General features: G+C 58.3%; 19 protein-coding genes. 12 read left to right on the forward strand and 7 right to left on the reverse strand.

Going from position 1 to position 23,026, the window contains the following annotated elements:
- The first annotated feature begins 44 nt into the window (after positions 1 to 44).
- From ACZ46I_RS02935 to rsmH, 8 genes are all read left to right on the forward strand, one after another.
- Positions 45 to 1,151: an Ig-like domain-containing protein gene (locus tag ACZ46I_RS02935; protein WP_464281377.1), complete on the forward strand. Its 1,107-nt coding sequence runs from the start codon at positions 45 to 47 to the stop codon at positions 1,149 to 1,151.
- 12 nt (positions 1,152 to 1,163) lie between these two features.
- Positions 1,164 to 1,568, forward strand: a complete 405-nt coding sequence (locus tag ACZ46I_RS02940) for a type II secretion system protein (RefSeq protein WP_013504836.1) — start codon at positions 1,164 to 1,166, stop codon at positions 1,566 to 1,568.
- Entirely contained in the window at positions 1,565 to 2,107 is a 543-nt protein-coding gene (locus ACZ46I_RS02945; RefSeq protein WP_464281378.1) for a PulJ/GspJ family protein, read from the forward strand. Before ACZ46I_RS02940 ends, ACZ46I_RS02945 begins: the two co-directional genes overlap by 4 nt.
- A 10-nt stretch (positions 2,108 to 2,117) precedes the next feature.
- The gene (locus tag ACZ46I_RS02950) at positions 2,118 to 5,000 is read left to right on the forward strand and encodes a LamG domain-containing protein (RefSeq protein ID WP_464281379.1); all 2,883 of its coding nucleotides are present in this window, start codon (positions 2,118 to 2,120) and stop codon (positions 4,998 to 5,000) included.
- A gap of 122 nt (positions 5,001 to 5,122) precedes the next feature.
- Positions 5,123 to 7,627 (forward strand): sugar phosphate nucleotidyltransferase, encoded by a 2,505-nt coding sequence (locus ACZ46I_RS02955; RefSeq protein ID WP_464281380.1) that lies wholly within the window; start codon positions 5,123 to 5,125, stop codon positions 7,625 to 7,627.
- 169 nt (positions 7,628 to 7,796) lie between these two features.
- Entirely contained in the window at positions 7,797 to 8,681 is an 885-nt protein-coding gene (locus ACZ46I_RS02960) for a hypothetical protein (protein WP_464281381.1), read from the forward strand.
- Position 8,682: 1 nt separating this feature from the next.
- Positions 8,683 to 9,411 (forward strand): J domain-containing protein, encoded by a 729-nt coding sequence (locus tag ACZ46I_RS02965; RefSeq protein WP_464281382.1) that lies wholly within the window; start codon positions 8,683 to 8,685, stop codon positions 9,409 to 9,411.
- The gene (gene rsmH / locus ACZ46I_RS02970; RefSeq protein WP_464281383.1) at positions 9,408 to 10,358 is read left to right on the forward strand and encodes a 16S rRNA (cytosine(1402)-N(4))-methyltransferase RsmH; all 951 of its coding nucleotides are present in this window, start codon (positions 9,408 to 9,410) and stop codon (positions 10,356 to 10,358) included. The genes ACZ46I_RS02965 and rsmH overlap by 4 nt, the downstream gene beginning before the upstream one ends.
- A gap of 6 nt (positions 10,359 to 10,364) precedes the next feature.
- Here rsmH and ACZ46I_RS02975 read toward each other — a convergent pair whose 3' ends face one another.
- Positions 10,365 to 11,195 (reverse strand): alpha/beta hydrolase, encoded by an 831-nt coding sequence (locus ACZ46I_RS02975; RefSeq protein WP_013504829.1) that lies wholly within the window; start codon positions 11,193 to 11,195, stop codon positions 10,365 to 10,367.
- Between the two features lie 115 nt (positions 11,196 to 11,310).
- Between ACZ46I_RS02975 and kdsA the strand changes: the two genes are divergently transcribed.
- From kdsA to ACZ46I_RS02990, 3 genes are read left to right on the forward strand one after another with little or no spacing between them, the layout of a single operon-like run.
- Positions 11,311 to 12,156 (forward strand): 3-deoxy-8-phosphooctulonate synthase, encoded by an 846-nt coding sequence (gene kdsA / locus ACZ46I_RS02980; RefSeq protein ID WP_464281384.1) that lies wholly within the window; start codon positions 11,311 to 11,313, stop codon positions 12,154 to 12,156.
- A gap of 22 nt (positions 12,157 to 12,178) precedes the next feature.
- Positions 12,179 to 12,958, forward strand: a complete 780-nt coding sequence (kdsB, locus tag ACZ46I_RS02985) for a 3-deoxy-manno-octulosonate cytidylyltransferase (protein ID WP_464281385.1) — start codon at positions 12,179 to 12,181, stop codon at positions 12,956 to 12,958.
- A complete protein-coding gene (locus ACZ46I_RS02990; RefSeq protein ID WP_013504826.1) occupies positions 12,955 to 13,905 on the forward strand; it encodes a KpsF/GutQ family sugar-phosphate isomerase in 951 nt (316 codons plus the stop codon). The genes kdsB and ACZ46I_RS02990 overlap by 4 nt, the downstream gene beginning before the upstream one ends.
- A 71-nt stretch (positions 13,906 to 13,976) precedes the next feature.
- Here the strand turns inward: ACZ46I_RS02990 and ACZ46I_RS02995 are convergent, their stop codons facing one another.
- Positions 13,977 to 14,504: a Fe-S-containing protein gene (locus tag ACZ46I_RS02995; protein WP_464281386.1), complete on the reverse strand. Its 528-nt coding sequence runs from the start codon at positions 14,502 to 14,504 to the stop codon at positions 13,977 to 13,979.
- 251 nt (positions 14,505 to 14,755) lie between these two features.
- Between ACZ46I_RS02995 and ACZ46I_RS03000 the strand changes: the two genes are divergently transcribed.
- A complete protein-coding gene (locus ACZ46I_RS03000; protein ID WP_464281387.1) occupies positions 14,756 to 15,622 on the forward strand; it encodes a thioredoxin domain-containing protein in 867 nt (288 codons plus the stop codon).
- Positions 15,623 to 15,687: 65 nt separating this feature from the next.
- Here ACZ46I_RS03000 and ACZ46I_RS03005 read toward each other — a convergent pair whose 3' ends face one another.
- From ACZ46I_RS03005 to rpoD, 5 genes are all read right to left on the reverse strand, one after another.
- On the reverse strand, positions 15,688 to 16,983 hold the full coding sequence (locus tag ACZ46I_RS03005; protein WP_464281388.1) for an adenylosuccinate synthase: 1,296 nt from the start codon (positions 16,981 to 16,983) through the stop codon (positions 15,688 to 15,690).
- A gap of 66 nt (positions 16,984 to 17,049) precedes the next feature.
- Positions 17,050 to 18,210, reverse strand: a complete 1,161-nt coding sequence (gene hisZ / locus ACZ46I_RS03010) for an ATP phosphoribosyltransferase regulatory subunit (RefSeq protein WP_013504822.1) — start codon at positions 18,208 to 18,210, stop codon at positions 17,050 to 17,052.
- Positions 18,207 to 19,769, reverse strand: coding sequence for a phosphoglycerate dehydrogenase (gene serA / locus ACZ46I_RS03015; protein WP_464281389.1), 1,563 nt, complete (start codon positions 19,767 to 19,769; stop codon positions 18,207 to 18,209). Before serA ends, hisZ begins: the two co-directional genes overlap by 4 nt.
- Positions 19,766 to 20,917, reverse strand: a complete 1,152-nt coding sequence (locus tag ACZ46I_RS03020) for a pyridoxal-phosphate-dependent aminotransferase family protein (protein ID WP_013504820.1) — start codon at positions 20,915 to 20,917, stop codon at positions 19,766 to 19,768. Before ACZ46I_RS03020 ends, serA begins: the two co-directional genes overlap by 4 nt.
- A 211-nt stretch (positions 20,918 to 21,128) precedes the next feature.
- Complete coding sequence (gene rpoD, locus ACZ46I_RS03025) at positions 21,129 to 23,012, reverse strand: RNA polymerase sigma factor RpoD (protein WP_226508392.1); 1,884 nt, start codon at positions 23,010 to 23,012, stop codon at positions 21,129 to 21,131.
- Between the last annotated feature and the right edge of the window lie 14 nt (positions 23,013 to 23,026).

Raw genomic sequence — 23,026 nt, forward strand, 5'->3', positions numbered from 1 at the left:
GCAACACACGAATGCAGAGAACACATCCAAATGGAGGATACGCAATGAATCGAACGGGATATCTCCTCAGCCTGGCACTTCTGCTGCTTGTTGCAGGAGGTTGCGGCAGTGCCGATACCACGACACTCGTCCAGAATGAAAATATGCAGATCGTCATCTCCACAGACAAAAAGCACATAGCTGCCGACGGCCATGAGAGTGCCACACTGACCATTAGCGCCGTCAGGCTCCCCGATCGTTCTGCTGTTACCAACGCGCCAGCGACGTTTACCACCAACCGTGGCGAGATTTTCACTGAGGATGACAGACCGCTGACCAGCAACGGGCAGTCCAGCGATGGGAACTTTTTCCTGAACTTCCCCGCAGCCACCACCGTGAAGCTGCGCTCCTCTGCCACTGGTACCGCCCTGGTCAGCGTGACCATCAACGGCACCACCGCCTCCCTGGAAGTCCGGGCAAACATAACCCCACCACTGGCTGCAGCCCATATGGACTTTGACACAGGGGCAACCTACAACCTGCTTACCGATACGTCCCCCTTGCCAATGCACAAGTTTTACCACGCCCAGAGCGCGGAGCTGCGGGCTTTTCGCGAAGATGGCTATCCTGTCCCGGATCACACCCGATTCGACCTCTTCGTCACCGACACCGTGCTTGTCAGTGGCAATGCCGATGTCAGCACTGGGGATATCACCGACAGCAGCCAGGGGTTCAGCACTCTCGGTGTCGGAGGGAGCGCAATTCGCCAGGGAGATATCCTCCTGCTTCCCGACGCCCCACCGGCCGACCGTATCCGGTTTATCGCGGCCGATCCCGATACCGGCAATGACAGTCAGCTCACGGTTGCGCGCCCTTACACGCAAGCATACGCCAGCCAGCGCTATCTGGTGGTTGCCAGCAGGCTGGGCTCTGAAATCTACGGCATTGATGGCAGTGATAAACTCCCTCCCGGACAGACCGATGGCTCGCAGGCAGGCAGCTCAGCATTTATCTATCAGTACCATCGGAATTACCTTGACCGAGGGTGCCTTGATGGCGGAGGAAATCTGCCTGCGGACCCCAGTGAACGTGTGTACATCCTGGCGCTCAGCCAGGACATCTATCAACACGGTTTTATCAGTGCAGATGGTCTGTTCTGCTTTGCCCCCTAGGAGTTCTGCATCATGGTCAGGCAACCACACCAGCGCGGCTTCTCCCTTCTCGAGTTGCTGGTCTTTATCATCGTCGTCGGACTGGCCGCTGCGGCCATATTGGGAGTATTCGCCCCGGTACTGCAGGGCTCGCCCACCAATGCCGATATCCTGCGACGAACCTACCTGGCCATGGAACGGGTGGAGCTGAGCTACGCCCGGGGCAGCACACAGGATTTTGCCAGCTGGTGCCCCCAGAGTACACCGCTCTGTCAGCCTCTTGACAACAGCGTCATCACTGCGGGCAGCGCGAACTGTTACGCCGATGGCGATGACGCAAACGCGTACCACTGCGACATTTCAGTACAGATCAGTCAGAACAGTGTGAACACAACCATGGTCTTTACGGATATCTACCTCTCACGGGAGGAGCCATGATCGACAGCAGAAACCATCGCGAACAGGGCTTCTCCCTGCTGGAGCTGATCCTCACCATGGTCATCATCGGCATTCTATCTGCCGCTTCGGCTCCCATGGTGGGCAGTGCGATCAATGCCTACTTCACGGCCCGGCAGATGTCCGATGAACTGATGCAGGTCAATATGACCATGGAGCGCGTCAGCCGTGAGCTGCGGGGAGCGCTTGCCATCGATACCAACAGCGACCAGACCACCGTGCGCTTTACCCGACGTTCCGATAGCCAGGAGGTCTGCTTCCGCCTGAACCAGGGCAGAATCTGGCGGCATACGGGCAACTGTGCGAACCCGGGGCATCCGCTCACGGGTGCGGTTTTCGAAGCAGGCTCGACATTTCTCTACGGGAGCTTTGGAACAAACTGCACAAACCCTCAACTGCAAGACAGTGCTGCTGCGCCGCAGAATGCCCACCTGGTTCAGCTGCACCTGACATCGTCCACCTACGGCGCCTTTCGCACCAGCGTCTACGTGAATACCGCTGCCAACCCCTGCCACCTGTAAGGAGTTCACCATGAAGCATGAACTGGCATCCTGCAACGTCAAACACCAGAAGGGTTCACTGCTCATCGTGGCTGTTTTCCTGATTACCGTGGTCGCAGCCATGGGCATTGCGGTCACCTCGGTTTTCAGCGGCACAACGCTGGCCGGACTCGGGATACACCGCGATACCCAGGCAAAGTCCCAGGATCGCTACCGATTTCTCACCGGCACACCACCTGAAGTCATCCGCCCCCTGGGCAACGCGGATCTGATCATCGGGCTGCAGGATGGCTCCGCGCCCCTGACCCCCGAGCAGATACTCCGGCGTACCGGCAATATCATGCTCAGCGAGAACTTCCAGAGCTGGGGTTTTCCCGGTGGACACGCGACTGGATCCAATCCTGAAGCCGGCATCCTGCAGCTGAAGACACCGGGAGCATCCAGCCAGGGCTACACCAGCACCAACCTGCAGCTGTGTGACATGGGAGGCGAAGAGGTGGTTTTCCGCGTCTACTACGATGGACGTGCCGCAGTGCGGGTAAATTCCTTTACCCTGACCATCGGGCTTCACAGCGGAGCCCAGATTGTCCGCCACTTCACGGCGTTCAACCGCTCCAACGGCAATGTCACGGCGGGAATGATCGAGTTCAGCCTCGGCGTCTTCAATCCCGGCCTGGACATCGCTTCGGTCAGGCTGGAGTTCAACTGGCAAAGTACTGGTGATCGTTACCTCATCCTCTCCAACTTCTACCTGGGGCCTGAAAACGGCTGTGGCGATTCCGGCCAGGGAGGACTCGGGCAGCAGGAACTGGTCATTGGCGAGGATGGAGCACTGCTCTTTGGCAATCTGGTAAACGGCGAACCCCTGGCCTACTCCAACCTGCCCGCCCACGCCTGGGTGGAGGAGACGTTTCTCATGGGGGCAGCTGAGCGACCCTTCCGCGCTTTCTTCCGCTTTCAGACCTTCCCCGGCCAGACGGCCAATGACGCGAGAGGCACCCAGGGTGGCTTTACCTTTACCCTCTTCCCGGGCGATCACAACTTTCTCTGCACCAATGCCAGCAAGAGCGGCGACCAGCAGCAGGGATCCCACCTGGGGTTTGCCAATCTGGAGGCGACAGAGGTGAAAATCAATTTTCAACCCGATATCCTGGAAGACTGCGGAAGCAACCTCTGTGCCTGGCACAGCGGCACCAATGCCACCAGCATCAGAAACATGAAGGTTCCGGTGCCCGATGGGTATCTGCCAGACTACAGTGAAACTTTCGGCAATCGCGGCAATGGCTGGCGCTATGGCTGGACCAGTGAATTCTACGGGCCTCCCCGCTATCGTACCACTCTGACCAATCCTGCTGATTCCAATCTGAGCGCAGATGAAAACTTGCGCTGGGATACCTTCAACCATATGGCCCTTGTCTGGGGCACCACCGCCTGGTGGGCCCGTGAGTGGGAACTGGCCCTGCCCAATGGGCAGTATCTGGTGACGCTGGGTGCCGGCGACCCCCGCTATTCCGATCAGGACAACACCATGCTGGTCGAGGGTGTGCGCTTTGCAGACCCCGATCCCTATGCCACAACCCTTGGGACGGGAGGAGATTTTGACCTGTGGAACAATGTGGAGGTGGGCGTCTATGACGGCAGGCTGACAGTGGCACCCGAGGCAGATCGCAATGCCAAGATCAGCTTTATCGAAGTGCGTCCGGCCGGCTGTGATCCTGCGGAGGACAGCCCCCGTATGGCCATCGAATTCGACCTGCACCAGGAAGAACACCTGGGAGATCCGGCGGCCAACCATGTGGCCTTTCTCTCCACAGCCAGTGTGGAGCACGGCGCAACGGGAAATCCCCCGTGCGCCACTGCGACACAGTTTGGCGGCGAAGGCGGGTGCACCTATAATCCTTCCCAGGCCAACTGGCTGGAGTATCAGGCTTCGGCAGGTGTGGAGCCGCACACCTATGCCACCCGTATCGAACTCTCCCGTCAGCAGTGCGATCTGGCTGATCCGGCAAAAAATCTGCTGGTGCTGGTCTGGGTCTGCAATCCAGGAGAAAGCTGCCACAGCGACAGTACCTTCGGGGATGTCACCAGCCCCTACCCACAGTGGAGTCAGAACTCATTTCAGTACTGCACCAGCTTTCCAGAGCAAGAGGGCATCAGCACCGAAGCCCTTTTTCAGCAGCTGAAAGCGGGGTTCACCTTTGCCACCGGCGACATTCCCTTTGGCCTGAAGATTTCCGACCTGGCCATCTACCCCAGTGCCAGGGCCACTGGCAGTCACTGGCCCTTTGATGCCGGCAACCGTGGCCCCGGCATCGTGGTGGGACACTCCTATTCCCCAGACACTCCATCCGGTGCGGGGCAATCCCTGGCTGGCGGCTACACCTTCCTGGAAGACAGCAGCACATTCAACATAGCCACGCAGAACTTCTCCCTGAGTGCCTGGGTCAAACTCAGTGCCATGCCCACCCAGCCACGGGTGATTGCCGGTAAGGGAGGATCCGGCGGCAGCAACGGCTACAGCCTGTTGGTAGATACCCAGGGATATGTCATCTTCCAGGTGCGCGACAGCAACGGCAACATGCGCTCGGTGCGCTCGGAACGCCCCCTGCAGCTGGGGGAGTGGGAGCATCTCGCGGGTATCTTGCAGCGGGCCAATCCCGAGCACAGCACCGTGGCAAATCAGCTGCGTCTATACCTCGGCGGACACCGCCAGATGGGCTACACAAGTGGTTCCAGCCATGATCTACACGGCCGCAGCCTGCACACGCCGAACCTGTTTGCCATCGGCAATGTTCACGACGGGAGTACCTTCAGCGCAGCGACCTTTCCCGGGCTTATCGACGAAGTCCGCATCTACCCGGATTTTGTCCTGTACAACGCCACCATACGGGATATGTACACCAACCGCTGGTAAACATTCCGCCCACGAAAAGTTTCCCCCGGAACGCAAAGAGACTTGCGACAAGCAGCAGCAAAAGTTACACTCTGTAAAAATGCTGCATAGCTCTTTTGGAGCGTACACCGGGGGAAATGCCAATGAAAGCAGTCATCATGGCCGGCGGTTTTGGTACCAGGATTCAACCATTGACCAACAGTCTTCCCAAACCCATGATCCCTGTGGCGGGAAGGCCCATGATGGAGCACATTGTCAGAAAGCTCCGCGACAGCGGCATTACCGATATCGTCATCCTCCTCTTCTATATGCCCGAAATCGTCCAGAACCATTTCGGCGATGGCAGCGAGCTCGGGGTGCGTATCACCTATGTCCTTCCCAACGATGACTATGGCACTGCCGGCGCGGTCAAGTGCGCCGAGGCTCATATTGACGAAAGCTTTCTCATCATCAGCGGCGACCTGGTAACCGACTTTGACCTCAACACCATCATCCGCGCCCATCAGCAGTCGCGGGAGATGGTGACCATCACCCTGACTTCCGTTCCCAACCCGCTGCAGTTCGGCGTGGTGGTGACCGATAAAAACCACCGCATCGTCAAATTTCTGGAGAAACCGGGCTGGGGCGAGGTCTTTTCCGATACCATCAACACCGGCATCTATGTTCTGGAAAAGGAAATCTTTCAACACATTCCCGAGAAAACCAACTTTGACTTCAGCAAGGATCTCTTCCCCTTGCTGATGAAGCGCCAGATACCCATTCATGGATTCAACGCCCACGGCTACTGGCGCGACGTGGGCAACCCCGATTCCTACCGGGAGTGCATGGATGAATTTTTCAGCGGCGCCTTCAGCCTGGATGTGGGTATAGAATGCCAGGTCACACCCAGCGCCACCATCCGCGCCCATCCCTCAACCAGCTACCAGACCACCCTCCTGGAAGGTATCAACATCATCGGTGCCAACACGATCATTGAACCGTACGCCAAACTCACCAACTGCATTATCGGCGACAACTGCCACATCAAAAGCGGCTGCGAGCTGGAAAACTGTATCATCTGGAACAGTTGCACTGTAGGTGAGGAATCTGTTCTGCACCATACGGTCATGTGCAATAACGTGCACATCGCCGAGAAGGTGCATATACCCCACGGAGCCATCATTGCCGAAAACGTCACCATCGAAAAACAGGTTGAAATCGAAAAGGACATCACCATCTGGCCGGATAAACACATTGAGGAGGCAGCCATAGTGTCCAGCAATGTCATTTGGGGCGACAAGTTCAAAGCCACTATTTTCGAAAGCGGGGCCATCCGCGGCTTTACCAACATTCAGATATCCGCTGACTTTGCCGCCAAGATCGGCGCGGCCCTGGCATCTTTCCTGCCCCGCAACTCCACCATTATCATGTCGCGGGACTACCACAAGGCTTCGCGCATGATCAAGCGCTCCTTCCTGGGCGGAGTACTCTCGGCAGGGGTCAATGTCATCGACATGCGCCTCAATCCAGCCCCTGTCAACCGCTTCAAGCTTGAAAACAACGAACTGCTGGCCGGTGGAGTTCACTTTCAGCAGTGCAGCGACAATATCGACGAAACCATCATGACCTTCTTCGACGCGGGCGGCAATGTCATCGACTCGGCGGCGGAAAAGGCCATTGAGCGCCTGTTCTTCCGGGAGAAATTCCGCAAGGCCGCCCACGATGAAGTGGGAGACATCTACGACGACTCGGGACTGCCGAAAAACTATCTGGACACCTTCCTGGCCACCATCAACCGCAAGGCTATTTCCGCCGCCCGTTTCAAGATCGTTCTGGATCTGAGCTTCGGCGCCACCATCAATGTCTTCCCCGAGATTCTCAGCAAGCTCGGCTGCGAAATGATCGTCCTCAACGCCTACGAAAATCCCGACGGGCTCTCCCGCTCTGCCACCCAGCTGCAGGATGCCGTCAACGATGTGCGCTCCATCGTGCAGTCCACATCGGCTGACCTTGGGTTCATTCTCTTCCCCGATGGAGAGCACTTCCTGATGGTGGGCGACAAGGGCAATGTGCGAGCGGATCACCAGCTGATCCTCTTTACCCTCCAGCTCCTCCACGACTACGCCCGCCTCAAGCAGAGCATTCAGAAGGTCTATATTCCGGTCTCCGCCCCCAGTATTCTGGATGAGGCCATTTCCCCCCATGTAAAGATTACCCGTGGCAAGTTTGTCGGGCTGCAGGGCTCTGCCCTGGGCGATACGGATCTGATTGCCTACCACAATGGCCTGATCGCGTTCCGCGAGTTTTCCAGTGCCTTCGACGGCATGTACTCCATCGCCAAGATTCTGGAACTGCTGGCCACGGTCGGCAAGCCGGCTTCCGAGATATTCAGCGCCATCCCGGCCTATGCCTTCCTCAGCAGCAGCATCTCCTGCCCCAGCGAATTCAAGGGCACCGTGATGCGCAAGATGAGTGAAGACGCCATCACCAGAGAGGCAAGCTTTGTGGATGGCATCAAGATCCTTATGGAAAACAGCAGCATCCACATGATTCCCGACCAGCACCAGCCCGCAGTGCACCTGTACTGCGAGCACCGCGACGAGGAGTCTGCCAGGCAGCTGCTGGAAGAGTACAAGGGCAAAATCCGCCAGTGGATCAACGAGGCCTGAGCGCGGTTTTCCGGAACGGTAAACCTCTCCTTGAAATCCCTGGCTGAAGTCCCCATACTTAATATGTTGCGCGCCTGCTCAGCGCAAGCGACACACCAAGACACTACCGGCTGAGCATGAGGCTCAGCAGCTTCCGCGGAAGCTTCGACCATATACAGGAGGGAACCGCATGGCGAAACCGGATCAAAGCGATATCGACAGCCTGCTCGCTGAGTTTGAAGCAGCGGGAGCAGGCTCAGACAACAGCAGTAACCAAAGCGATGATATAGATATAGACGCTTTGCTGCAGGAGGTTGACGCCGCTGAGCAGCAGCCCCCGGCACAGGCTCCCAAAGCTGCGGCCAAAGCGACACCAAAACCCGCCAAGGTCGCCCCTGCGACGAAACAGGCTGCCCCTGCCCCGAAAGCGGCTGCCCCCAGCAAAGAGCCGGAGCCCGACCTGCCCCTTCCGGACGAGCACGCCGAAATTCTGCAGTCGGTCTGTCACCTGGAAGACGCTCCCTCCAAGAAAAAATCCGACGGCGGTGTCCTGCTGCCTGAACCGGACCACCGCATCATCGACAGTCTGGATGAAATCACCACCGAGACCGAAATCAAGACCAATGAGGTCATGGACAAACTGGACGCGGCCATCGAAAAGGTCAACACCATGGTCACCGACATCGATCGTTTCTCCAAGCTGCTGGATCGCCATGAACGCGTGGTCGAGATGCTCAGCCACAAGCACCCAGACAATCCGGTGGTAAAGTTTTTACGGGATTTTTCCGAAACACTAGATCAGATAGAACAGATTAAAAAAACGGCCCAGGAGTGCCAGGATGACATCTATGTCGCCATGGATCTGCTTCAGTTCCAGGATATTTCGCGACAGAAGATTGAAAAGGTCATCGCCGTCATTCGCGCACTGAATGGATACCTCAATACCTGGTTCGGTACTTCCCGCCCTGACTCTTCCCGCGCCTCGGTCGCCAAGACCTTTGGCAAGGAGGATGTCCAGGCAACCACCGACGAAGATATTGAAGCACTCATCGGGGAGTTTCAGGAGAAAAACTGATATGTTCAAATACGCAAGGGAATCCCAAAGGCTTCTGGGTGTCGACCACACCCATACCGTTGCCCAGATCAAGGCAGCCTTCCGTGCCTGCGTAAAGAAATATCATCCGGATGTTCTGGGCAACACTCCCGGCAGCGTCCGCTATTTCCAGCATATCAACCGCGTCTACAGCGAACTGCTGCAGTACAAGAGCACCCACCCCGATGCCGCTCCCAATCAGGCGCCCCAGGCAAACAGAGCCTCCGCTCGTCCGGCGCCGGCCCACCGTGACTTCAACCGCCAGCACAGGGCGGCCCAGACACGGCCCGCAGCCCGCGCGCCCCGTAAGGAAAGCCGCCCACCATCCCAGGAGCAACTGCTGCTGAAAAAAATGCAGAAGATGCAGAAAGGCGCATTCACGGTCGATCCCCTGGTGGCCGAGATGGGTATTGAAGCCCTGATCATGCGCTGTGAATTCAGTGACAACTATTACGTAAAACGCGAGGCCATCAAAGCGCTCATCTTCAAGGGCACTCCTGAGGCAGTCAAAGGCATACTCTACCTGCAGAAAAGCTCCGACAACGACGCCAGAGAAATCATAGACGAGCTGCTCTTCCAGTCCGATGACCGCTTCAAGCGCATGATGGAGAACGACGGCGGCGCAAACCCCTTCTTCGCCTGGGTCAGCAAGCTGGTCAACGGCATCGTGCGGGTATTTGACAGCTCCGTGCGCCCCACCACCCATCCGTGAGTACGACTTTTCACCATATTCCCGTCCTGGCGGACGCCGTGCTGAGCAGCCTTGGCCCTGCCCTGAACGCAGAGCAGCCATTACTGGTGGACTGCACCGTCGGCGGCGGCGGCCACAGCTCTCTGATTCTGGAACACTGCCCCAGCGCCCGCATCATCGGTATCGACCAGGACCCCGCCGCGCTGCAGGCCTGCAGTGACAGGCTGGGCGAGCGTTTCACTCCCCTGCGAGGCAACTTCGCCCAGCTGCACCGCCTGCTGAAGCAGGCCAATGTGGCACCATCCTCGGTCAACGGATTTCTCTATGACCTGGGCGTCTCCTCCCACCAGCTGGACACCCCCGAGCGGGGATTCTCCTTCCTCAGCGATGGCCCCCTGGACATGCGCATGGATCCATCGGCGCCCCTGAGCGCCGCCGATGTGGTCAATACCTACAGTGAAGAGGAGCTGGCGCGGATCATTCACGCCTATGGCGAAGAACGGCACAGCCGCAGAGTGGCCCGGGTTATCGCCGCCTGCCGTCGGGAAAAGCCCTTTACCACCACCAAAGAACTGGCCGACCTCATTCATCGTGATATCGCCAAATTCTATCGCAACGAGTCCATCCATCCGGCAACCCGCACCTTCCAGGCCCTGCGCATAGAGGTGAATGGGGAGCTGGACGCCATCACCACCTCACTGGAAAGCGCCCTGACATACCTGCGCCCCGGTGGCATACTGGCCGTCATCTCCTTCCACTCCCTGGAAGATCGCATTATCAAGCAGTTTTTCCGTCAGCACGCAAGCACGTGTATCTGCCCACCGGAAGTCTGGCAGTGCCGTTGCCAGCACCAGCCGCTCCTGGAAATTCTCACCAGAAAACCCCTGATCGCCGATGAAGCCGAAAAGCAGCTCAATCCCCGCTCCCGCAGCGCCAAACTGCGTGTCGCCCGCAGAACTTCCGCCTGAAAGCCGCTACGGCAGGTGCCGCCGCAGGAAGGCCTCGACCCCCTGTCGATAGGTCTGCGCATCCCGTAAAAATCCATCATTATGCCCTCCCCGCAAGACCACAAAGGCCTCGGGGCCGCTGATGGCAGAGAGTTCCTCGCCATGGCTGAAGGGCACGACCTCATCATCACGGCTGTGCACCACCAGCAAGGGACTGACCAGCTGCGCGGCAGCGTCGCGAGTATCAAAGTGAAAGCGACTGAGCCGGCGCGCGGGCAGAAAAGGATAGAGCTGGGCCGCCAGGTCGGGCAGGGAGGTGAAGGTGGACTCCAGCACCACGGCAACAGGCGCTCCCCCCTGCCGCTGGGCCTGGAGCGCTCCACAGGCGGCAATGGAACCACCCAGGGAGCGCCCCCAGAAGACAATACGCTCCGCATCCACTTCCGGTTGGGCCAGCGCTGCCTGCCAGGCCGCAACGGCATCAAGCTGCAGGCCCTTTTCATCGGGCGTGCCCTCGCTGAGCCCATAACCGCGATAGTCAAAAATCAGCACTGACAGGCCAAGATCGTGGAAAACCCTGATGGTCTGCAGGCGATGGGATATGTTCCCGGCGTTGCCGTGAAAGAAAATCACCGTGGCCCGGGCCTGCGGTACCGGCACAAACCAGCCGTGCAGCCGGGTATCATCGGCGGCCTGAAAACGCACATCACGATAGTCCAGGCCAATATCCCCCGGAGTCGCCTCCAGACGGGAGCTGGGGAAGAAGAGCAGGCGCGCCTGCAGCAGATACATGCCCAGCACCAGCAACCCATAGAAAATTCCAGCCAGTAACATCAGCATCACAAGTGTCCGCAGCATAGGTTCTCCTTGAAAAACTTGGGGCAATCACCTCTGGGGTATGGGATTTTCGCTGGAATTTCAGTACAGTAAGCCTGATTTTTCTCTCAATTCCGATATCCAGCAGGTGAACCCTATGCGTATCCGCATCTCCCCAACTATAGAGCTGGCCAATGACAAGCCCTTTGTGCTCTTTGGCGGCATCAACGTCCTGGAAGACCTGGACTCAAGCCTTCACGCCTGCGAAGCCTATGTCAAAGCCACCGACACCCTCGGGATACCTTACGTTTTCAAGGCGTCCTTTGACAAGGCCAACCGCTCCTCCATTCACTCCTATCGGGGTGTCGGGCTGGAAGAGGGTTTGCGTATTTTTGAAACAGTTAAAGAGCGCTTCGGCGTCGCGGTCATCACCGATATCCACGAGGTGGAGCAGGTGAAGCCCGCCGCCGAGGTCATTGACGTGCTGCAGCTGCCGGCATTTCTCGCCCGCCAGACAGACCTGGTCGTCGCCATTGCCCGCGCTGGCAAGCCCATCAATGTCAAGAAGCCCCAGTTTCTGAGCCCCACCCAGATGGGGAATATTGTCAGCAAGTGCCGCGAAGCGGGCAACGATCAGGTTATCCTCTGTGAGCGCGGCACCTGTTTTGGTTACGATAATCTGGTGGTGGACATGCTGGGCTTCCGCCAGATGCGCCAGGCTACCGGTAACTGCCCGGTGATCTTCGATGTCACCCACAGCCTGCAGTGCCGCGATCCGCTGGGAACCGCCTCAGGGGGACGTCGCGCCCAGGCCCTGGAGCTGGCCCGTTCCGGCATGGCCATTGGCCTGGCCGGGCTCTTTCTGGAGGCGCACCGCGACCCCGACCAGGCTCGCTGCGACGGCCCCAGCGCCCTGCCCCTCCATATGCTTCATCCCTTTCTGGAGCAGGTGAAGGCGGTGGATGACCTGGTCAAGAGCCTGCCCGTCCTTGATATTCACTGACGACCAGCCAAGGAGAGACATGATGAGCACGCCGCAACCGACCATACGGGTGGTGATTCCCGCCCGCTACGCTTCCATGCGGCTTCCCGCCAAGCCCCTGGTGGATCTGGCAGGGCTGCCCATGATTGTGCGGGTATTCCAGAGAGTTCAACTGGGGCTGCCCGGAGAAGATATTCTCGTCGCCACCGATGACGAACGCATTGTCCAGGTGCTGGCCAGACATGACATTCCCCATGTCCTCACCGCTGCCGACCACCAGAGCGGAACCGACCGCGCCGCCGAGGTGGCCAGGCTCAGTGGCTGGTCAGACGATGATATCATCCTCAATGTGCAGGGCGATGAACCCCTGGTTCCCTGCGAGCTGCTGAGGGCCTTCGCCGATTTCTGCCGGCAGCAGACCGCGCTGCAGATGGGAACCATTGTGGTGCCCGTCACTGAACATCAGCATATCCATGATCCCAATGTGGTCAAGGTGGTACTGAACCAGCAGCAAGACGCACTGCTCTTCTCCCGCGCTCCGATCCCCCACTGCCGGGACATGTCCCCCGAGCAGTGGCCACTGGAAGCCTTCGCCCGCCATATTGGTATCTATGCCTACCGCAACCGGGTGCTGCAGCAGCTGGCCATCACACCACCATGCGCCCTGGAGCTCCGGGAGAAACTGGAGCAGCTGCGCGCGCTGTGGCTGGGTATACCCATCCGGGTCATGGCATGGCACGAGTCGCCACCCCATGGCGTCGACACGCCCGCCGATGTACAGCGGGTAATCCGCATACTTCAACAGCAAGAGGATACACCATGAACCACGAGCACTTTCTCCAGAGCGCCCGCCAGGTGATCACCACCGAAGCCACCGAAGTGGCCAGGCTGGTGGAGCACCTGGATATGGACTTTGCCCGCAGTGTCGAAGCCATCCTGCAGTCCCGTGGCCGGGTTATCGTCTGCGGCATGGGAAAGTCGGGTATCATCGGCAAGAAGATCGCCGCCACCATGGCCAGCACCGGCACGCCGAGTTTTTTCATGCACCCCGGCGAAGCCTACCACGGCGACCTCGGCATGGTGACGCCTGACGACGTCTTCATTGCCATCTCCCATTCCGGTGAGACCGACGAGGTGGTCAAGCTCATTCCCTTTCTGCAGGACAATGGCAACTATCTGATCGCGCTGACGGGAAATCCCGCATCCACCCTGGCACGCGCCGCTCACAGCCACCTCAACACCGGCGTCACCAGGGAGGCCTGCCCGCTCCAGCTGGCTCCCACCTCATCCACAACGGCGACACTGGTACTGGGAGACGCCCTGGCAGTGACCCTCATGGAGGCCCGAAACTTTCAGCCCGAGAACTTTGCCCGTTTCCATCCCGGCGGCTCCCTGGGGCGCAAGCTGCTGACACGGGTGGAGCAGGTCATGAAGCAGGACAACCTGCCCTTTGTCGACAGCCAGACCGGCATGAAGGATATCATTCACACCATGAGCGAAGGGCGCTGTGGATTGGCCATTGTGGTCAACGCCCAGAACTTCCTGGTAGGCATCATCACCGATGGTGACCTGCGGCGTGCCATGGATAAACGCCAGGAGGATTTCTTCCGTCTGAGCGCCCAGGATATCATGACCAGGGAACCCAAAACCGTGGCACCACAAACCCGCCTGGTCGACGCCGAAGCCCTGATGATCAGCAGGAAAATCAACTCCCTGCTGGTCGCCCAGGATCTGCGGGTCAGTGGTATCATCCAGCTCTACGACCTCTGAAAGCCCCGAATACAATACGCGCAGCCCCTTGCCTGACGGCAAGGGGCTGCGAAGAACAACATGTCAAAAACTCAGGAAAACGTGAAGTAGGCCACGGCTTCCTGCAGATCCTCCACTGACAGGATCAGGCGGCCACCCTCAACCCTATGGTTCAGGGGAACGGGGTGGCACCCTCCTTGTTTCATGCCGATCTGGCTGAAGGGGAAGCGAAGCCCGCAGTGGGCACAGACCATGGATTCACCATCCTGAACGTACCCCAGGTTCTCCTGCCAGCACACTTCACAGGCATCCAGCGCAACCCGCACCACCCCATCAGCACCCATCAGGATAAAGTAGCGCACTTCTTGCGCTTCCGACCGGAAAAGAAAAGAGCGAGCTTTGCCATCCGCAAAATCAGCCAGTTCGTGACTCACCTCGCCATCCACCGCCTGCACCACCTGAGCCCTGGCAATATGACGCGGTGTCGTATCGCCAGAAAAAAAATAGAGCCCGGCAAAAACCGCAGAAATACACAGCGCAACCACCCAGCCTGCGGGCAGGCGCCCCTGATTTCCCTGAAACCCGGGTGATCCTTTTTCCGGGAGCCTCTTCTCTGGCATTGACTTCTCCTGCATATATCAATCATCAAAACATAGTGCTGCCACGCCGGAAAGGATACGCCAACACACCGGTTTTCGCTATCCCCTCTTTCCGTCAGCAACCCTCCGGAGGCTTCTGACGTATTGCTCCTTGCACTTTAGCGCCATTTCCCGTACTTTGACATGGTGCATCTGCTGGCGATGCGAGGAGGAGTCCTCAACGGTGTGTGTGTTGTTCCGCCTGCAGATGACCTTCATTACCAGGAGATATTATGTTGCGTTCTTTTTTTCTCTGTCTGATGGCCCTTGCGCTGGCCAGCATCGGTACAACCGCTGTCGCTGCCAGCCTCTGTGACCCCCAAAAAGCTCCCCAGACCCGCACGGCAAAGACACTCGCCCGTAACCTGATACCCTACCTTCCCGACCAGAGCTGTATTGAGATCAACCGCGAAGAGGCACTCTTTTCCGGCTTTAATTACTTTGACCTGACGGTACGCTGGAAAGACCAGCAGGGAGAGCGCTCCCAACAGGTCATCGAAATTTCCGATGGTCGCTACGTTCTGGGGCAGGCCCTTGACCTGACTGACCGCTCCGATGTCATCGCTGAGGCCAAAGCCCGCTTTGCCCCGGCTCTGGAAATCCCCCTGAGCGCGGAAGACCTGGCGGCAGGGAACCCCAACGCCAGTACAGTCGTCGTGGCATTCGGCGACTACGACTGCGGTTACTGCGCCCAGGCCTACGAGTTCCTGCACGGCAAGGCAGGCAACACTGTCGCCTTCTACACCAAAGATTTTGTCCTCTTCCCCAACTCGCTGGTTCAGGCCAAGGTGGTTCTGGCCGCCAAACGCGCCGGGGTCAAGGATATCCACGCCGTGAAAAACGGCATGTACAGCAAGAGCATGGCCCGCATGACTCCCCAGCAGGCAACCCAGGCTGCCCTCGAAGCGGTTCCGGCAGCCGAGAGGGAGAAGGTCAAGGCCTACCTGGACCAGCATGACGGCCAGATCAGCGCGACGATTCAGGAGTCCACCCATTTCGCCCGCGCCCAGGGCTGGAGCGGAACCCCCGTGGTGGTCATCAACGGCCGCGTGGTTCCCGGTGGCTTCAATCAGGATGTGATCAGCGAGATGCTCAAGTAAAAAACCATTCAACAGAAAAAGCGCAGATGCCAGGAGCATCTGCGCTTTTTTTATGGGAAAAGGAATTACAGCAGGGTGTCAAAATCGGGCGTAAAGTACGTCTGATCACGCTTCGGGCCAGTGGAGACGAGAACAGCCTTGCAGCCGACCAGCTCCTCAATGCGGCGCAGGTACGCCACGGCATTCGGTGGCAGATCCTGTTCCCCTTTGGCGCCAACGGTAGATGTCTTCCAGCCAGGCATCTCTTCGAAAACCGGCTCGACTCTGCGCAGTTTGCTGAGGCTGGCGGGGAATTCCTGAACCACTTCACCATCAATCTTGTAGCCGGTGCAGATCTTGATGGTATCAAAGGCATCGAGCACATCAAGCTTGGTGACGGCCAGGCCGGTCAGGCCATTGGTGCGCACCGCATAGCGGCCGACAACCGAGTCAAACCAGCCGCAGCGACGGGGCCGTCCGGTAGTGGCGCCATATTCATGTCCGATTTCACGCAGTTTTTCGCCATCGGCATCCAGCAGCTCCGTGGGGAACGGCCCTTCGCCCACACGGGTGGTATAGGCTTTCATGACGCCCACCACATGGTTGATGGCCTGGGGGCCCACACCGGTTCCCGTCAGGCTGCCACCACTGCAGCAGGAAGATGAGGTGACATAGGGATAGGTGCCGCTGTCCACATCCAGCAGCGTGCCCTGGGCCCCTTCGAAGAGAATTTTCTCCCCCCGGGCCATGGCGTTGGCGAGGTAGAGGGAGGTATCGGCGATATAGGGCTTCAGGCGTTGACCATACTCTTCGTACTCAGCGAAGACCTGGGCAAATTTGAGGTCGGGGTGGTGGTAGAGTTTTTCGAGAATATAGTTGTAGTTCTGCAGGTTGTCAGCCAGGCGCTCGGCAAAGAGCTCTGTTTCCAGAAGATCCACAAAGCGGATGCCGATGCGGGCCATCTTGTCGGAATAGGCGGGGCCGATACCGCGCCCGGTGGTGCCGATCTTCTTTTCGCCGCGGTGGCTCTCGTTGGATTTGTCGATAACACGATGGTAGGGCATGATCAGGTTAGCGCGCTCGGAGATGAGCAGGCGACCGGCCACTTTGATACCTTTTTTCTCAAGCTTTTCAATTTCATCCAGCAGGGCCTTGGGATCAACCACCACACCCTGGCCGATCACGCACATCTTTCCTTCGTGCAGGATGCCACTGGGAATCAGGTGCAGGATAGTTTCATCGTCACCGACCTTGACGGTATGCCCGGCATTGTGTCCACCCTGGTAACGAACGACCACATCAGCCTTCTCCGAAAGCAGGTCGACTATTTTCCCTTTTCCCTCATCGCCCCACTGGGCGCCTAAAATAACGAGATTTGCCATGAAAAGTCCTCTTTCTGGCAGCCTGGTCGATGCTCGTCAGGCTGCGGCAAGTATTTCAACTATCGGTTACGGTAACTTGATGATGTTTCTGGCACGCTGCTGGTGTTGCGCGGCGCTGGAGGCCGTTATCCAGAAGGCACTGTGTCCCTGGCGGCGCAGACGTTCCACTTCCTGCTGGGCCTGTTCCAGGGTATCGCTCTCACTGTATACCACATAATCCACAAGGATTTCATGCTGATTTCGCAGACCCGCTTCGCACAGATGATTGATGTTGACGGCGAATCCCACGGCAGGTGTGGGATGGGTATACTTGCCAACCAGGTTGTCGTAACGTCCGCCGCCAGCCACCTTCATGCCGCACTCTTCGTCATAGAGTTCAAAGCTGCACCCGGTGTAGTAGTTCAGGTAGGAGAGCTCGGAAAGATCCAGGGTGATGCGACAGCCAATATGCTCCAGTTTCTGCAGCAGGGCCCCCAGCTCATCGAGAGCCCGGTGGGAAGTCTCGTTACAGACAAGGCTGCGGGCGCGGTCGATCAGGCTGGTGTCGCCAATCAGGCCGGGCAGCTTCAGCAGCACTTCGCGGTTGTGGTAGGTGGTTCCGGACTGCTCCAGCAGCTCCTTCAGCGCGGAGAGATCCTTTTTGTGCAGGGCGCTGACGATGGCCTTCTCCATGGCAGGCTCCACCTCCAGCGCCGCAAGGATGCCACCGATAAAACGGCTGTGGGTGAGCACCAGATTCAGGCCATGGCTGCTGACCTGACCAATGGCGTGCACGCACAGCGCAATGGCTTCAAAATCCGCTTCAAGGGATGAACAGCCCAGGAATTCCCCCCCCGCCTGAACCACCTGGGCCTGGTTGCCCTCGTGCTTGTTGATGGAGCGAAATACCGAGCCGCTGTAGCACAGGCGCACGCAGTCGCCAAGCTTGGTGGTGGCCGTGGAGTAGGCCCGCGCTATGGAGGGGGTAAAGTCGGGGCGCAGCAGCAGGACGCGCCCGGTAATGCTGTCGATGATGCGATAGGTGCTGGGCAGGGTGTTTTCATCCAGGGCGCGGGCGATAACGTCCTCGTACTCCAGGCTGGGGGTCAGAATCGGCTGATAGCCCCAGGACTGGAAGATATCCACCATGTCCTTCTCCAGGGAGAAGATGGTCCGTGCCTGTGGGCCTATGGAGGCGCGAAAGCCTTTGGGGATATCCTTCGGTTCCATGGTGCCGGGTGTATTCATGTAAACTCCAGTTGAAAGCAGTCGATGATATTGTCAAGACGGGTGATTTCCTGCAGGGTTGCCGCGTCCACAGCGGTGTCAATATTGACCATGGCAATGGCTTCGTCGTCACCCCGGAATCCCAGGCGCATATTGGCAACGTTGATATTCTTCTCCCCCAGCAGGCGACCGAGGCTGCCGATCACACCGGGACGGTCGTAGTTGCGGAAAAAGAGCATGGTACCCTGGGGCACGGCTTCGATCTTGTACTCATTCACCTCGACGATGCGCGGAAACTTGTCGGCCAGCAGGGTTCCCTTGAGGGAGTAGTTGTCCGTTGCCACCTCAACCTCATTGACGAAAGCTGAGCCCTGCTCGGCCTTGCCAAGGCTGATGCTGATACCCTGGTCATCCAGCAGGAAGCGGGCGTTGATATCACTGGCCTCCTGGCGCCGGGCCAGCAGAAACTCCCGGGCCACCCGGTTTTCCAGGGCACCGGTATCACTATAGGCCAGTTTGCCATTGACCTGCAGGCAAAGCCTGGTGGTAGTCGGGTCAAGCTGCGAAACCATGGACGCCAGCTTTCCCGCCAGCTCGATATACCCCTGGATGTTCACTTCGGTATTTTCGTCGACAACGGGCAGGTTGATTGAGCCGGAGATGTATCCGTTGTCCAGGAAGCCGATAACCTTATCGACGATATCGGTACAGACGCCCTCCTGGGCTTTCATGGTGGCAGCACCAATATGAGGGGTGGTATACACTCTGGGATGCTGAACCACCGCCGTCTCGCGACGGGTCGGCTCTTCCTCGAACACGTCAAGGCCTGCACCGAAAAGATGACCGCTGTCCAGGGCCGCAATCAGGTCCTTTTCCACCACCACCTGCCCGTGGCCCACATTGACCAGCAAAGAACCCGTACGCATACGGGCAAACAGGGCCGCATTGAACATGCCTGCGGTTTCCGGGGTCCGCGGGCAGCAGATGATCACAGCAGTGCTGCGGGTCAGCAGTTCATCCAGGCTTACCAGATCAGCAACAGGCGATTCGGTCTGCTGATAGCGCACATAGGGGTCGTACGCCAGGACTTCCATACCGATGGCCTTGGTGATGGCAGCCACCTTGCGACCGATATTTCCGTAGCCGATGATACCCACCGTCTGGCCGGAAAGTTCCAACCCGTTGAGGGCACCGCGATCCCACTTGCCACCGGCCATATCGGCAGTGGCTTCCTTGAGCTTGCGGGCCGCGCCGATCAGCAGGGCGATAGCCAGCTCAGCGGTGGATGTGCTGGAGATAAAGGGCGTGTGCAGTACCACAATGCCTCTTTTGCTGGCAGCTTCCACGTCGATATTATAGGAGCCTGAGCCGGCCCTTCCGAGAACCCGCAGGCGCGGACTGTTTTCAATAATCGTGCGGTCAATGACCGTATGGCTTCTGACTATGATGGCATCGGCGTCGGCGCTGTGCTCAATGATGGTCTGGCGATCGGGACTCTCCAGCAGCACCACCTGGTCATACTTTTCCTGCAGTTTGCGGGTCGCCTTGGCTTCCAGCCGGTCGCATACAACTATTTTCATAGGGAATACCTTTCCGCGAGAATTTCCTGGGCAGCGCCCACGCCACTGCCGGGTGTAAAGGCGTGTCCAAAGGCCTTCAGGGCCATTTCCATGGCGCTGATGCTGATAATCACATCAAACGTATCCACATACCCCATGTGGTTGATACGAACAATTTTTCCTTCCAGGTCATCCTGGCCACCGGCAAAGGTCACGCCCATGGTATCGCGGGCAAAGCGCACAAAGGCCTTGCCGTCGATGGCAGCCGGCAGATAGGCACCGGTACAGGAGGCTGCCGGTGCACCGGGAGCCAGCAGCTCCAGTCCCAGAGCCTGCAAACCGGCGCGGGTGGCGCGGGCCAGGCAGTCAATGCGCCGGAAGAGGTTCTCCAGGCCTTCGGAGCGGATCATCGTAAGCACCTCATGGAGCCCGGTAATCAGAGACGTGGCCGGCGTATAGGCCGTGGTGTGCTTGGCCAGGGATTTGCGCTCCTTGCGCATATCAAAATAAAATCTGGGCAGATCGGTAGTATCCATTTTCTGCCAGGCCTTTTCGCTCACGCCCACACAGGCCAGGCCCGGAGGAAGCATCAACGCTTTCTGAGAGCCGACAACCAGCACGTCAATATGATCACGATCCATGGCCAGATCAGCGGCACCCACCGCCGTGATGCCATCCACCACCAGCAGGGTCCGGGGGTATTCCTTCACGATGGCCCCAAGGGCGGCAACGGGATGCTGAACCGTCGCCGAGGTGTCGCACCCCTGCACGAAGACGGCTCCCACGTTCTGGTTTTCCCGCAGCGCCTGGGCAACTTCATCGGGGTTGACCGGCGTTCCCCAGGGCGAGTTGAGCCAGATGACCTCCACGCCATAGGCCTGGCAGATTTTCCCCCAGCGCTCACCAAATTTCCCGGCGTTGACCACGATCGCCTTTTCCGCAGAATGCATGATATTGACAACAGCAGCTTCCATGGCACCGGAACCACTGCTGGCAAGCATGAGTACATCGTTACGGGTCTGCAGCAGGTACTTCAGACCTTCTTCCACTTCAGCAAAGAGACGGGAAAACTGTGGAGTGCGATGGTGAACCGCCGGAGCGGCCATGCGCAGGGCAACCTGCTCGGGAACGGGTGTGGGGCCAGGGGCCAGGAGATACGATTTTTGCATGGAGATCCTCTTTACGCTTCATCATATTGGAAAAGGCTGGTGACGATTCCGGCTTGGCAACCAGTCTGCCGGGCAGATATTCTCACACAAAGGCCACAAAGAACAGCGTCAGCCGGAAAAAACTCCCCGGAAAAATACCCAAACGACATGGGCAGCAGGGGTCGGGCCATGCCTGACTCCTGCTGCCTTCATACCCTTCAAATACCGCCTGTCAGGGTTCCAGGAACGTGCGCAGAATCTTGCTTCTGGTCGGGTGGCGCAGCTTGCGCAGGGCTTTGGCTTCAATCTGCCGGATACGCTCACGGGTGACATTGAACTTCTTGCCCACTTCCTCCAGGGTATGATCGCTGTCGGTGTCAATGCCAAAGCGCAGCTTCAGCACCTCGGCTTCACGGGCGCTGAGGGTGTGGAGTACCGAGCGCACCTGCTCCTTCAGGTTGAAGCTGATGACCGCTTCCGCCGGAGATACGGTGTTCTTGTCCTCGATAAAGTCCCCCAGGGAGGAGTCCTCCTCCTCACCAATGGGCGTTTCCAGACTGATGGGTTCTTTGGCAATTTTCAGCACTTTGCGCACTTTTTCCACAGGCAGATCCATCTTGTCGGCAATCTCCTCGGGGGTCGGTTCGCGACCCAGCTCCTGCACCAGGTTCCGGCTGGTGCGCACCAGCTTGTTGATGGTCTCGATCATGTGCACCGGAATGCGGATGGTACGGGCCTGATCGGCAATGGCGCGGGTAATGGCCTGGCGGATCCACCAGGTGGCGTAGGTGGAGAATTTGTAGCCACGACGGTACTCAAATTTGTCCACGGCCTTCATCAGGCCGATATTTCCCTCCTGGATCAGATCCAGGAACTGCAGGCCACGGTTGGTATACTTCTTGGCAATGGAAACCACCAGGCGCAGGTTGGCTTCGATCAGCTGCATCTTGGCGGCTTTGGACTCCTCTTCACCCTCGCGCACCTGCTGCACAATGCTCATCAGCTCATTGGCATCGACACCGGTGGATTCCTCAATTTCCCGGAGCGAGGCAATGCTCTCGGACGCCTTGCCCAGGAGGCGCTCAAAGTCTTCCGCCCGCAAAGAGGTCTTGGCGCGGGCCGACTCCACGTGCTCGGCGCTGGATTCCTCGCCGCACAGATACTGCAGGTCGTCCCGGGAGAGTCCGGTGACCTTGATGATCTTGGCCAGTTCCGAGCCGGCACGCCGGCTTTCCAGGTACTGTTCCTTGATCATGTTGCTGATGCGCGAGATGGTTTCGTTGGTCAGGCGAATTTCCGAAATAACCGCCGTCATGGACTCCAGCGTCTTGCGGTACTTGTCCTTTTTACCCTTGGCCTTGTACTCCCGCAGGCTCAGAAGCTGCTGCCCGATATCGCAGATGGAGTTGATGACAAAGTCGCGCATCTCCGTGGCATTCTCTGCGCGAACATGGGCGCTGGAGGGGTCTTCCGCATCCTCTTCCGCGGACTCCTCGTCCTCGTCATAGGAGGTGGAATTGCCAATGATGCCCATGCTGCCCACCTCATCATCGAGCATGATGATATCCTTGAGCCCGATTTCACTCGCCTCAAGCTTTTCGGCCAGCTCCTGCAGCGACTCTACGGCCTTGGGAATGGCAATAAGCGAGCTGATGATCTTCTCGTAGCCCGCCTCGATTTTCTTGGCAATATCCACTTCGCCCTCGCGGGTGAGCAGTGGAACCGAGCCCATTTCCTTGAGATACAGACGCACGGGATCATCGGTGCGAAACGAGGTATCAGGAGTCAGGTCGAGGGTACTCTCCTCGCTCTCCTCCTCGTCACTCTCCTCTTCATCGTCGTGCTCTATGTCATCGCCATCCAGAACGGCAGGCTGATCTTTGAGGAAAACGGCAAATTCATCAGAACTTTCGCCCTTGCCTTTGCTGAGTTTATTGGTCGCAACCAGGCGTATGCCGATGCGTCCAAGATTTTCGATGATGGAGTCGATCAAGGCGGGATCCGTGGTCTCCTTGGGCAGGAAGTCATTCAGCTCGTCATAGGTGATAAAGCCACGTTCCTTACTTTTCTCCATCAACTGGGTGAAAAGTTTCTGATCTTCAGCAGTAGATTTCATTGAGTATTTTCCTC

The organism is Desulfurispirillum alkaliphilum, from assembly GCF_055378285.1.